The organism is Rheinheimera pacifica (genome assembly GCF_900108485.1).
Taxonomy (GTDB): Bacteria; Pseudomonadota; Gammaproteobacteria; order Enterobacterales; family Alteromonadaceae; genus Alishewanella; species Alishewanella pacifica.
The window spans coordinates 1-12,483 of sequence record NZ_FNXF01000001.1 but is presented as its reverse complement, the minus strand read 5'-3'; the positions used below and the strand labels follow the sequence as shown (position 1 = coordinate 12,483).

The 12,483-nt window shown below is 47.7% G+C and carries 10 protein-coding genes and 1 pseudogene; 5 read left to right on the top strand and 6 right to left on the bottom strand.

Annotation, left to right across the window (positions count from 1 at the left end):
* Positions 1 to 25 precede the first annotated feature (25 nt).
* From BLW68_RS00050 to BLW68_RS00040, 3 genes are all read left to right on the top strand, one after another.
* Positions 26 to 820, top strand: a complete 795-nt coding sequence (locus BLW68_RS00050) for a hypothetical protein (RefSeq protein WP_092788900.1) — start codon at positions 26 to 28, stop codon at positions 818 to 820.
* Positions 821 to 930: 110 nt separating this feature from the next.
* Positions 931 to 1,170 (top strand): type II toxin-antitoxin system ParD family antitoxin, encoded by a 240-nt coding sequence (locus BLW68_RS00045; RefSeq protein WP_092788898.1) that lies wholly within the window; start codon positions 931 to 933, stop codon positions 1,168 to 1,170.
* A 3-nt stretch (positions 1,171 to 1,173) separates the two neighbouring features.
* Positions 1,174 to 1,464, top strand: a complete 291-nt coding sequence (locus tag BLW68_RS00040) for a type II toxin-antitoxin system RelE/ParE family toxin (RefSeq protein ID WP_092788896.1) — start codon at positions 1,174 to 1,176, stop codon at positions 1,462 to 1,464.
* On the opposite strand, the gene BLW68_RS00035 is transcribed toward BLW68_RS00040, so the two are convergent.
* From BLW68_RS00035 to BLW68_RS00015, 5 genes are all read right to left on the bottom strand, one after another.
* The gene (locus BLW68_RS00035) at positions 1,450 to 2,076 is read right to left on the bottom strand and encodes a hydrolase TatD (RefSeq protein ID WP_092788894.1); all 627 of its coding nucleotides are present in this window, start codon (positions 2,074 to 2,076) and stop codon (positions 1,450 to 1,452) included. The two genes, BLW68_RS00040 and BLW68_RS00035, sit on opposite strands and share 15 nt — an antisense overlap.
* Before the next feature lie 130 nt (positions 2,077 to 2,206).
* Positions 2,207 to 4,231: a S9 family peptidase gene (locus BLW68_RS00030; protein ID WP_092788892.1), complete on the bottom strand. Its 2,025-nt coding sequence runs from the start codon at positions 4,229 to 4,231 to the stop codon at positions 2,207 to 2,209.
* 667 nt (positions 4,232 to 4,898) lie between these two features.
* Positions 4,899 to 8,204, bottom strand: coding sequence for a DEAD/DEAH box helicase (locus BLW68_RS00025; protein ID WP_092788891.1), 3,306 nt, complete (start codon positions 8,202 to 8,204; stop codon positions 4,899 to 4,901).
* Positions 8,205 to 8,612: 408 nt separating this feature from the next.
* A complete protein-coding gene (locus tag BLW68_RS00020; protein ID WP_092789847.1) occupies positions 8,613 to 9,359 on the bottom strand; it encodes a metallophosphoesterase in 747 nt (248 codons plus the stop codon).
* Between the two features lie 261 nt (positions 9,360 to 9,620).
* Positions 9,621 to 11,201 (bottom strand): hypothetical protein, encoded by a 1,581-nt coding sequence (locus tag BLW68_RS00015; protein WP_143039906.1) that lies wholly within the window; start codon positions 11,199 to 11,201, stop codon positions 9,621 to 9,623.
* 241 nt (positions 11,202 to 11,442) lie between these two features.
* Here BLW68_RS00015 and vapB point away from each other — a divergent pair, with 241 nt between their 5' ends.
* Together vapB and BLW68_RS00005 are read left to right on the top strand one after the other, a co-directional pair.
* Positions 11,443 to 11,697, top strand: a complete 255-nt coding sequence (gene vapB / locus BLW68_RS00010; RefSeq protein WP_245728237.1) for a type II toxin-antitoxin system VapB family antitoxin — start codon at positions 11,443 to 11,445, stop codon at positions 11,695 to 11,697.
* Positions 11,698 to 11,758: 61 nt separating this feature from the next.
* Positions 11,759 to 12,322 (top strand): 3'-5' exonuclease, encoded by a 564-nt coding sequence (locus BLW68_RS00005; RefSeq protein WP_092788887.1) that lies wholly within the window; start codon positions 11,759 to 11,761, stop codon positions 12,320 to 12,322.
* Between the two features lie 31 nt (positions 12,323 to 12,353).
* On the opposite strand, the pseudogene BLW68_RS20900 reads toward BLW68_RS00005, so the two are convergent.
* A pseudogene (locus tag BLW68_RS20900) lies at positions 12,354 to 12,483 on the bottom strand (IS3 family transposase); the annotation flags it as partial.

Here is a 12,483-nt window from a genome sequence, read left to right as displayed (position 1 = left end):
TAATTTTCGAACTTCAGAGGACGCGATGGCCGCAGCTACGGATTACCATTTGCTGGTACCCACCCGTAGCAACCACTTTAATACCTGCTTTTATTGCGGCTGTATTGCCGCTAAGCACGACTATGCGCCGCCGCAACAGTATCTGGAGTTTTACCTGGCCACGCGCGAGGCCAGTGAGTTTTTAAAAATTCCGGTTTGTAATGAATGCCATGAGCTGGTTAAACCCTGCAAAGCCGGCACTTTGGATGAGCGGCACAAATTTGCCAAAACCAAACTGGCTAAAAAGTATGCCAAGGCGCTGAGCATTTATGACATGTGGACAGTGGATGAGTTAGCGGCGTTAGATTTTAGCCTGCGTCACAGTATTGAAGCGGGGTTAAAACTGGGCGCGGAAACCACCGAGCGGCTTAACTTTTTTGGTTTTGACTATGAAGCCGGTGGTATTAGCCAGCAGGTGCACGATAGCACCCCGTTGCAGTTTGACGTGTTTGGCGAGTGCTTTGATAGCTTTCGTGAAGCACTGGATTTTGCCAGTAAAGCTTACCGCATCCCGAAAAACGCCTTAAAAGAAGCTTTTGCCGATAACGGCAACAGCTTTGAGCAGGCGATCCAGGCCATTCATCAGCAAGTGGCAGAAAAAGAATTTAACCAGCAGCTAAAACAGCAATGCGCCGCCTTTGCCAAACAGCATAAACAAGCGGTGATTTTTGTGCATAAACAAGTCGAGCGTTACCTGAGTGAAAACGCCGATATGACGATAACCGAAGCGCTGCAGCACTTATATGACACCAGAGTAAAGCCGGCAGCAGCCAGGCGTTAAATTTAACTTAAGCCATAGTTGTGCCTGGTTGGCCTAAGACTGATGAGCAAACTTGACAAAGTTTGCCATAACAGCACAATTAGCTTAACGGCAGTAACTGAGACAAGCCAATGGCAACCATGAACGTATCACTACCCGATGGCATGAAGCATTGGGTAGAACAACAAGCACAAACCGGACGTTACAGCAATGCCAGCGACTACGTGCGGGACCTTATTCGGCGAGATCAGGAACGGACAGCCAAAGCCGCCCACCTGCAGCAGTTAGTTGATGAAGGCATTAACAGTGGCCGGGGACACCGCACTATGGCGCAGCTGGAAGCAGCGGCCATGGCGAAACTGGCGCAATAACGCATGGCTTATATTCTTAGCAACAAAGCTGAAGAAGATATAATTGCTATTTTTGTTGCCGGTGCAGAACAGTTTGGCCTGGCTCAGGCGCAGCGTTACCACCAGCAATTAACCACTACTTTTGAGTTTTTGTCTGACAACCCGCAAGCCGCGCCTGTGCGTGAAGAACTTATCCCACCTGTGCGGCTGCATCCTGTCGGTTCACACCTGGTTATTTACCAACTTGAAGATGACAACAGTATTTTTATTGTTCGCGTGCGCCACGCGCATGAAGATTGGTTAAACAATAGCTAGTGGCTTTACCACAAAAGCTCTGGCGCCTAAATCAAGCGCCAGCGCGCGCAATTCGCTTTGTTGTGCTACCGGCGCATAGGCAAAGCAGCTAACCTGTAACCCCGCCTCACTGGCGGTGTGAATAAACTGGCACACTTCGCTAAAACCCAATTGTGTTGGTTTAACCGCTTGCTGATAGGCCGGCGGATTAGTGGCCGGCAGGTAAACTTCCAACTTTTCTACTTCCAGCTCAATTAACTGCTGGCATAACGCCGCGGCCTCGCTTGGTGCCACCAGACCATAAGTAATTAACGTAACCGGCACGCCATGGCGCTGCCGTTTAAAGGCTGGTAATACCTGCGACAACAGTTCCATGTGCAACAGCGGATCGCCAATACCGGCAAAAACCAGCCCCTGTAATTCAAATTCGGTAGAGGCCTGCTGCTCGTAACCGGCCTGATAAGCTTGCTCTGTGGCATCCAGTAATTGCTGCGCGCCAGGCTCTGCTGCCAGTTGCGCCAGCAGCTGGGTATTACCCGCCAGTTGCAGCAAGGATTGCGCCGCCGGCAAGCTATTGCCGCTTTGCAGCGTTAAACGCTGATGATCAAAATAATGGTAAGGGGATGATGACATTGCGATGCTCCACAAAAAGCCTGAGCAGAAAGTAACATAAGCCGGTTTGGCTGTCTTGTTGTAGCCGTAATGATTCTTTTGCAAATACTTGACGTAAAAACGGCGCCCGCAGGCGCCGTGATATTAAGCCTTAGCGGGCGCCGGGTTCGGCGAACTTGGTCATCCAGTCTTTTACCTGGTTATACCAATAAATGGAGTTATTCGGTTTTAAGATCCAGTGGTTTTCGTCGGGGAAGTAAATCATCCGCGATTCTACGCCACGGCTTTGCAACGTACGGAACAACTCAAACCCCTGGCCTACCGGTACACGGTAATCCAGCTGGCCGTGGATCACTAAGGTTGGCGTGTTAAATTTGTCGGCATGGTAGTGCGGCGATATGTTTTTGTAGATGTCAGGGTTTTCCCAGTAGCCGCCAAAACGGGTGGAATGCACGGCAAAATCGGCCGCCATTTGCGAGTACATATTGTATACCGCAGCATGAATAAGCAGCGCTTTAAACGGGTGCTCGGTACCCAGCAGTACTGAGGTTAAGTAACCGCCGTAGCTGGCACCACCGGCTACCATGCGATCGGTATCAATCCAGCTTTGGTTTTCAAACCATTTGGTTGCTGCCTGAATATCGGCTAACGGTTTGGTGCGCCAGTCGGGGTTTATCGCATCGGCAAAGTCTTGGCCAAAACCGCTTGAACCATGAAAATTCGGCCAGGCAGTAACATAACCCCAGGAGGCAAAGGTCTGGGCATTCCAGCGGTAGCTGAAGTTGTCGCCGGTAGCGTTGTGCGGCCCGCCATGGATCAGTAAAAACAGCGGGTATTTTTTGCTTTTATCAAAGCCAGCCGGGTAATGCACCCACATTTGAATGTCTTTACCTTCAGCACCTTTATAGGTTACCGACTCATAACTACCCAGTTCGGTGTTACGCAGAATATCGTCGTTAAAGCTATCCAGCCGGGTGGTTTTGCCGTTACGGGTATCTACCGTTACCAGCCGCGCCGGGTACATAAAGCTGTCGTTGGTAGCAACCAGAGTATTGCCGCCCGCTAAAACCGGTTGGCCAAAGCTGGTGGCCTGGGTAATAGCACGGGTTTTACCGCTTTTAGCATCTATATGGTACAGGCGCTGGGTGGCCGCATCATCAATACTGCTATAAAAACCGCGGCTGTCGGCTGTCCAGACAAAATTACTGACTGAACGGTCCCAGTTGCCGGCTAACTCACGGCTGGTTTTCCTGGCCAGATCATAAATAGTTAATTTAGCGGTATCGGCATAAAAACCGTGAATACGCTGGCGGGTAAAGGCCAGGCTTTTGCCGTCCGGGCTGAAACTGGGGTTAGCATCCGGCGCCTGGTTGTCGGTAGTCAAATTTTCAGCGCTGTCGCCACCAATGCGGGCCAGAAAAATATCAATTTTGGCATCTACCTGGTTATCCCAACCGTTGGCAGTAAAAGCAATATACTGCTCTTTGCTGTCAATATCGTAGCTGGACGCACTTTGGCTGGCGCGCGGTAATTCATAACCCAGTGGCTGGGTAACGGGCTGCACCTCACCGCCGCTGGCCGCTATACGAAATACATGTGCCTGGCGGTTTTCGTCTATCCAGTGGTCAAACTGCGAGTAAGGCAGCGCATTCCACTGCCGGGCCGACACTTTTTTATCTTTGTCGGCTTTTAGCTGTTCGCTCATGTCGTCCCAGCTTTTACCCGGCCAGACACGGCTGATAAAATACAGGTGTTTACCCACCCATTTAATACCATGCACACCCGTTGGCACTTGCGTTAAGCGCTGCGCTTCGCCGGGCTTACCCATTGGCAGCAGATAAATTTGCCCGGCGTCGTCTTTGTCACGCTGGCTGATAAAGGCTAAGGTTTTGCCGTCAGGCGAAAAAGTGGCTTCGCTGGCACGCAGGCCTTCGGCGCTAAGTGGTGTTTGCTGTTTGCCATCGGCACTAAACAGCCACAACTGGGTATGCGCCTTGTCGGCTTTAACGTCATATTTGGTAACCGGTGCAACAATATAAGTGCCATCGTTTGATGCCACGGGCGAGCCTATGCGCTGCAGTTGCCACAAGCGCTCTACGCTCAGGCTGTTGTCGTCCTGTGCCAACGCCATAAGTGGCAGCAGGCACAGCACCAGCATAAGGTGCAGTTTTCTCATCGGTGAAACTCCCTGGTTGTTATTAGTATGATACCGGGGACGATACTAGCATAAGGCAGCAGCCTGTCAGCTAAGCGTAAGACAAACGGCGGCTTTAAAGCTGTTAGTGGTGTGAGTGCACCCGCCGCGATTACTCGGGCTATCCTGCCCTCGCCCTTCGGGCCAGCAGAGCTGTTCAAAAACGCTCCTGACGTTATTACTCGTATCATCCTGATACTCGCCCCGATGGGGCCAGCTAAAGCTGTTCCAATATGCTCCAGGCACATTGGTGGTCGAACGACGCGTTCTCATCGGGCAAGGTGTCAAATGTCGTTTTAAGCATAAAGTGAACTTTTAGGTTTATTAAATATCAATCACTTATTTGTTTTTTAACCATAAAATGAACTCTTGTTTTTTAATCATAAAATGAACTTTCTGAATTGCATAAAGACCTCGAAAGTAATTTTATGATCATTTCTGTCATTAGATTACAGAAATCCTCTTTATGCTTAAACTATTGAGGAGCTTACTGCTCTGAGTTATCGCTCGTTAATGAGAACCAATTTTTGATGATGACTGCCAGTTTTCAGTTAGATAGACAGTTAATTGTTTTATGCTGAGAGTAATGCTGAGCGCAATCTCCCAGCCCTATTAGGAGCATCAGGGCCAAAACCTTGGCTCAACAGTGTCATTGATTGATGTCAGCCAACCCAGCGGTTTGTTTTTGAGATAATGGCAAGCTATCCATCGTTCGCTCAGGAAGTGTCAATAATGGCAATAAGTCCATGACATCGCAAAACAACGCCCGGTTCTTCCAGTCGTTTCTATCACCAATCACATAGAAGCGTCGCTTGGCACGCGTTACAGCCACGTTCAGGAGATTCGGTTCTGATACCGCCCAGTCACGCGCTCCTGAGCCCTCAGTATTACCACCCAATACCATGATGACAACAGATGCCTCTTTGCCTTGCATGGTATGGATTGTGCCTGATACCATCTTGCTGCCCAGCATCCGCTTAAGGTTCTGCTGAACTGCTCTGAAGGGCGTAATGACAGAAATATCGGCAGCCTGCACACCATCTTCATGTAACAAAGCAAGCAGCGTCTGAAGGGCTTTGCCTTCAACTGGCACCCAGTTACCTTCAGATCTCCCACTGGCCTGCACCCATCCAGATTGAAGACTAGCAGGTGTCTCTTTATCAGGTCGCGGTGCAATAGTTCCATACACCATCGCTCCATCGTAAGCGATGCGATTGGCAAGTGCATACATAGGTTTGTCACAGCGGCGGTGTACGACGAGTGGTAAACCTACCCAACTCTTATCTTCAGCAGGTCCTGCCATTCGTCCCCAACGGGTTGCCTCATCAGCTAACGTTTGCGCAGATTGCCGATTGGGTAGCCAATGGGTATCTACCTGATAACGTGTACGCATATGTTCGAGTACTGCATCGGAGACCGTGACAATAGGCTTGAGTTGTAGGGGGTCACCCACCAGCAGAGCCCGTTGGGACCTCCATAATGCGCCAACCGCTGCTTGGGGTGGAGCTTGTCCTGCTTCATCAACCAGCAACCAGCCTATCTCGCTGGCCCCTAATGAGCCGAATGAACGAGCAAACGACGCGAAGGTAGTACTCAACACTGGCACTACCATGAACAGCGATGCCCAAGCCGAACGAATGGCATCGTGCGAAATACCCTGATAGCGGGTTCCAGTCAAGATCCCATTGATAAGAAACAGGTTGGAGCGTATTCGGTGTGCTTCCAATTCAAAGAATGTCCGATGGAGCTTGAGAGCCTCTATAAATACTCGCGCGCGCGCCTGGCGCCAACCTTCGATATGCCATGGCTCGGCCAGTTCGATGGCATCGCCTCGGCCAATGACTCCCTCGTGTAACCAAGCCAGGAGATGTTCGGCTTTGCCGTAACCCGCCACGTTGATAGCATCGTTAGTGAGGGCTTGGCATTGGATATTTAGGCGTTGAAGCTCATATTCCGTATCGGCAGTTTTTTTTTCCAGACTATCCTTAGATACCCCCAGTTGGTTGACGAGGCGTGCGATCCTGCTGAATTCAGATTTTGCTATGTTATGTAAGTCTTCGAGTCGTTCCCGCTTAGCATCCCAGTCTCTTTGTATTGCCCAGAAACTGAATACTTTCGCCCAAAATCCTGGTTTCCAGGCTTGATGCATTTCAAGAGCATCCAAACTTTGTTTGAGTGCCATATTTGCGGGGCGGCTTTCCTCGAAATCCAAGCGATAAAGCTGAGCGTTCACGTCGGTAAGCTCTGTTTTGAGTACTCCGAGGGCCTTTGATTGCTCTGTTACCATCTTTTTAGTCTTGCTGATGGCTTGGACTAGTTTACGGATGCGACTGGCTGCCTCACTCGTTTTGTGTACCTCAGCTTTAGCGGCCTCGTAATCAGCAATCGCTTGCTTCCACATCGCTTGGCGTTGTTCCGGGGACCGATCTTTGTTTACCTCAGCACATGCATTCAGAAATCCGAAAAAGCCTTTCTGCTCTTCTTCCTTGCCTGCCGACCTCTTAGTCTGGTCCTCGTGTGCTACAGGATTATTCTCTGCCATGGCAGACGCTGAAAACGATGAGTCCACAATATCTCCAAACTCATCGTCTTCTTCGGCTTCCAGGTTTACCTGATCATCGTTAGTGGAAGGACTCTGTCCAAAGAAATAGCGCTGCACAAATTTGGTTCGCCGCGCCTTACTACCCAACGCTCCTGAAATTAACCCCCACGCAGGTTTCCCACTAACCAGTTCACCGAGATCAGAGAAATACTCCGACTCAGGCAGCCAGCTCTCATCGATCTTGTCGCGCTGGGGTAATTCGAGTGTAACATTTTCCACTGCGCCGTTATTGGACGAAGCCACGACGATCTCAAAACCATACAGGTCGGGATTGAGTTTAAAGCAGACCTGCTGCTTACCGTTGTCGTTAGCCGTTTCTAGCCCATTAAAGACGAATGCATCAGAAGCACGACGCAACTTGGAAAGCACATCGGCCCGACTGGTCACAATAGCGGCAATCAAGTCGCGCAGCAGTGTCGTCTTACCAGTACCTGGAGGGCCGTTAATGCCTATTAGCCCTTGGGATTTCCCAATGGTGGCCAGAATTGTATTTACTGCTAGTTGCTGGGAATGCACAAGCCCCATATGGCCATCAGAGGGCCAACAACCCATGGCATAGGCATCGGGCATCAAGTGGTCGATCAGTGATAACGATACATTGTCATCGTCTACGTGCAGACGTTGCAGCATATCGTGTTTGCGCAGATATTGATCTAGCGGTACGCTTTGCACGTTATTACCGAGACTGTCGGCAACAGCGGCAAGATCGTCTAGCAGGAAGCTATTGAGTGGATCGTCTTCCGATTCTGGTTTACTGGGATTGAGTGGTTGGGAGCGAAAACGAAACACTTTATCATTCATTTCACCAAAGAAACCCTCAAGACCCAGGTATTGCAGGATCCATGCTGTTAGCTCATGCAGCGCCTCACCGGACACTTGCCCCTCAAACAGCACTTTCGCTTTTTCGCCAGCGGCCCTTTGATCATCCTCGAAACCTCGGGTCCAATCCTTCCTCGCCAGTACACGCCCCAGAAACCATGATTCGCTGGAGAGAACGAAACTATCATCAACAAAATGACCTGCCATGTCGAATTTTGCTGCAAATAGCGCCGATTCTCTGAACTGGGGTTCTCGATAGCCTTGGTCAGCACCATAAACCTCGTTGAGATGTTCAGCAACACGTCGGCTGTCATAAATATGGGCGAAGAGCGTGTGGCTCCAGACTCGACCCTCGGGTAGGTGTTGCTTTGAAACAATACTTGCGGTTGACCACGGAGGGACGGGATGCCCAATTCGCGTGTCATGAATGTATGCATCGTAAAGTTTTCTTCGCTTCTTCAACTTAGGGGCTGATTGCGGCTGCAGCAACTCTATAGTGTGCCAATAGCGGACAATTTTCTCTTGCTCAGTCAAAGCTCTTCCTTGCGATAAATAATTTTCAAACAGGACAAAGATTATTAGGGCACTGATCTAAAGTGTAGTGACTCAGAATTAGTTTAGGAAATGTCTCTGTTCATCTTGTAACTCCTAGCCGGGTGCCAGATTTAAATACGCTTTGACAATATCTCCACGTTGAAACACTCTCATAGGATTTCTTCCCCTATTGATTGCGCCTCAGGTTCTGCTCCTGCACTGTTTTTTATATCTGGAGTTCGACCAAAATACTTAGCCTTTGACTGTCGATCTCGGTAACGTTCAGCTTCTACTTATTTTTTTCTGACCAAGGAGGTTGCCAATTTGGTTCGGCAAGTAATTCGTCATTGTCCAATGAGCCATATTGTTAAATGCTTGATACGGCTCCAGAGTTATATTCGCACATCGTCAGATAGATATCAGTAATTCCGAATTAAATCTTTCATTAAGATGGTGAATGTATCCCCTGGGATTGCATTGCACGTTACATGGTCCAATGTTGTAATTAGCGCTCTCATGAACATGGCCATGAAACCAAAAGTCTGGCTGGTGGTTGTGAATGAAGGCCTCCAAGTCAGATGCGTATGCGGGCGCAATTTTATCCTCCCGATCACGCTCTGGGATTGAGTGTATGCTGGGCGCATGGTGAGTGACAACGACATTGGTTTTACAATCGGACGATTTCAAACTTTCTTCAAGCCAACGTCTCGATTGAAGGTGAATGATGGACACATCAACAGCGCGTAATTTGCTGTAACTGGGTTCCCGTCGTATCTTGCGATAGTCATTCATCATCTGCTGGCAAGCATAGCCAGACAGCTCTGGGGTGCCAAACAAGTTGAAGTCTGTCCACATCGTTGCCCCGTGAAAACGTACACCATCAAGGGCAATACTGTCTTTTTCCAGTACGAAGATGTTGGTATTCTGGGCTTTAAGCTTCATCTTAGCGACGAGCCCCGGATACTTATGTGAGTAGTACTCATGGTTGCCAAGAACGTAAATCACCGGGCAATCAAACGCCTGGGCATTGATCCAGTCAATCCCTTTGGTTCCGACATAAATATCCCCAGCGAGGATGACAACGTCAGCACCTGCTGCTGATGCTTTAAAATCGGCAAACTCGATATGTATATCGCTGAGTAGCCGGATATGCATGGGGAGGCCTTTGGAGATGAACACTAAGAAGTCATTCTGTAGGAATGGGGAGAATAAGTCTACCGCATCCAATGATTAGGTGATTAGTGCTGCTTTACTGATGGCAGAGCTCTATGAGGGCTTGAAATCTATCGTCCTGATAGGTAATGAGAAAACCTTTGAATCATTTCTCAACAGGCATGCTCCATCTCTGGCAAAGGTTATTAGGAAGCTGGTCTAAAGGCTACTGGATATATTGCTAAAAGCTCATATGTTGAGCATCTAGAGCAGAAACCATTTACGGCTTTTATCAAAAGACCACTCTAAAGTGGAGTCCTTTACTGCGTTGATCGTAAAGCTTAATTTCCCCTTTTCCTTTCCATCCAGAAGGCAAAATAAAGCCATTGAATAGCGATGAACTACCGCATGCATTGGTGGTGCAACAACCATGTTTCCTAATACATTTGTCGCATTTTCACTAGGTCCCTCTTCACATCTGAGCCACCCTTCACCAGCTCTTTCCCAGTAGTCAATGGAGGTTTCCATGCCTTCGTCTAAATCACCCTCGCAAAACTGATTGCCTTCATTAACAGGAAACGAACCTCCTTTGAGAATGCTGTAATAGCGTTTTATTTGTTCATATTCTCTATCGCTCACTGCGTATTCCTTAAAAATCAAAGATTCAGGGAAATTTTCCGCAATGGCTCTGCAATAGTCGATAATGCTGATGCTCTCCAGAAATCCGTTTTTAAAACCCGTATGGTTATACTTGATTGAGTCAAAGATAATCGGCTGACCTTGATGATGAAACTCAATGACAAGCCTTGCATCGGGGTGCTTCTCTAGAAAAGTTTTTGCTTTTAGTAATTTGGGGAAATAAGCGAGCTTGTCTAACCTTTTTCCTAGCCATGGTTCAATAGAATATTTGGCGTTAAGACGAGTCCCTTCATCCTGCGTTGCAGTGGCTTTCAGCGTAAATAATCCAGATAATCCACTTCCGTTAATTGAAACTCCTTTCGAACCAGATGTCATATTTGAATGAAAATAAGCTAGTTCACAGTCGTCGCCAGACCTATCGGATCTAAATAGAATATATGTTTCTATTTTTTCAGGCTTTCCTCTAAAAAACAAAGAGCCTCTGCCAGGAGGTAAAATGTCAAAAAGCTTTGAGCCTTCAAACTTAAAACTATCGCCATCTAGTTGTACTGATTCTCCAAACTCTTGGAATCTCCTGAGGCTGTCCAAGGAATCAGTATTTCGAACCAGCAGATTAATCGTTGGACGATAACCCGGTTTAGCTTCTATACGATGAATGGTATGAGAGGCTGAAGCTTTATCAACAGTGATCAGAAATCGTTCATCCAGTTCTGATAAGTTCTTTTCATATCCCTCAATAACCTTGGATATCGAATCTCCAGCAATAACAGAACCTTTGGCTTGCTCTAAAACTCCCTGCCCATAGGCTGCTCTAACCTCTTTGTCTCGTTCATGTTCTGTGATCGATTTCTGCCCAACGCGCTTTAACGAATACTCTTCAGCTTCCCGCTTCCAAGTTTGCAGTAATTCAACAGAAAAACGCCTTTCATCCACGTCAATTAAACGCGAGCAAGTTTGACATAACCAAATACCATTATCGTAAGATGTTCTCTGCTCTTCAGACATATTTGGATTATATCTGGGACCACCAGGAGAAGCAGCACATATGTGAGCAGCAACACCAATGCTCACAGTCTTTTCCTTAAGTGAACTAGAACCTGCAGTATGCACGTGACAATCAGGTTTACAGCAAACATCTCCAGCTCTATTTTTAAGCAGGAGTATTGTTTTTCTTGGAAAGTCATGGCGCTTTAAAGATTTTGACAACCTATTAGTCTCCTTCTATTCACTGTAACGGCTTAAAATATCCATTGGTCGTGTTACAGATAACGTTTAAAGGGCATTGAGGCAACTGGCTAGAATCACCTCTTGAGTTTGCGTACCAGTGCCCACTAATGTTACAGCGAATTCGGCTATTCTGGCATAATTTCAACTCTGAGTAATCGGAACAACAATCGTAAGGCCGAGCTTGACACCGTTTGGCTCCCGGCTAACCTGAGTAGTAAAAGTGAGTGATTATAAAGAAGGTGTGCTTTTGAAAACGGCTAAGCTATTTACTTACGGTGGAAGCCAGGCAGTATGCATTCCCCAAGAGTATGAGTTTACGGATGTAACTGAGGTTCATATTTTTCGTGAAGGTGATGCGCTGTATATAAAGCCAGCTAAAAAGACTTGGTCGAGCTTAGCTGAGTTTGACGCCGCCGATGCAGACTTTTTGCTTGATCGTGTTGATGTGGTTGATGATTTGCGCGGGCTACAGTAAAACCGTCAATTACTTGCAATAGAGGCAAGGTAAGTTTCGCTTTTAGCCAAAGGTACACTAGATGAAAAAATGCTTGTTAGTCGTTGATCTTGAGGCTACATGCTGGGATGGAAACGTAGAAGGGTTAGATCGTAAACAAACAGTGGATGATATGGAAATTATCGAATTTGGCTGTGTTATCGCAGCATATGACGGCACAGTCATCGATTCACACTCTTTTATGGTACGTCCACAGGTTCATCCAAAATTAAGTAGGTTCTGCAGCCAGCTGACAAGTATCACGCAACAAGCTGTAGATTCGGCACCTGTATATACGGAAGTCGTTGAGTTAATTAATGCATGGAGCTCAAAATTTGAATTAGCCGCTTGGGGCTCATGGGGGGATTATGATCGGAATCAAATCCAGGCCGAGCGACATCGTTATCAGATAACGCCAGACTTTTTTGAGCTTGTGCATATCAACTTGAAACAGAGGTGGCGCGAGGGTAAGGTCTCAAATCGCCGCTCAGGCCTTTCGAACGCTCTGAAACACCACGGGTTGTGTTTCGAAGGCACTCACCACAGAGGGATTGATGATGCCCGGAACATTGCCCGGTTATTACCTTTTACCAAGTTCGATACTTAAAAGACTGAGAAAAGCTGGAGTTCTGTAGTGGTCAACTAATTTTGGCCACATCTTTATAGCCAAGCCAATATCTGCGCTCGGTTTCGTTTGGGGCCAAACCACCGTTATAGTGATGTGGCCTGAGCTGGCTGTAATAGCCCAGCATATACTCCAGTATTTCA

Coding starts and splice junctions, on each gene's coding strand:
- BLW68_RS00030 (WP_092788892.1), bottom strand. CDS start 4,231: ATGAGAAAACTGCACCTTATGCTGGTGCTGTGCCTGCTGCCACTTATG.
- BLW68_RS00035 (WP_092788894.1), bottom strand. CDS start 2,076: ATGTCATCATCCCCTTACCATTATTTTGATCATCAGCGTTTAACGCTG.
- BLW68_RS00050 (WP_092788900.1), top strand. CDS start 26: ATGGCCGCAGCTACGGATTACCATTTGCTGGTACCCACCCGTAGCAAC.
- BLW68_RS00005 (WP_092788887.1), top strand. CDS start 11,759: ATGAAAAAATGCTTGTTAGTCGTTGATCTTGAGGCTACATGCTGGGAT.
- BLW68_RS00045 (WP_092788898.1), top strand. CDS start 931: ATGGCAACCATGAACGTATCACTACCCGATGGCATGAAGCATTGGGTA.
- BLW68_RS00020 (WP_092789847.1), bottom strand. CDS start 9,359: ATGCATATCCGGCTACTCAGCGATATACATATCGAGTTTGCCGATTTT.
- BLW68_RS00040 (WP_092788896.1), top strand. CDS start 1,174: ATGGCTTATATTCTTAGCAACAAAGCTGAAGAAGATATAATTGCTATT.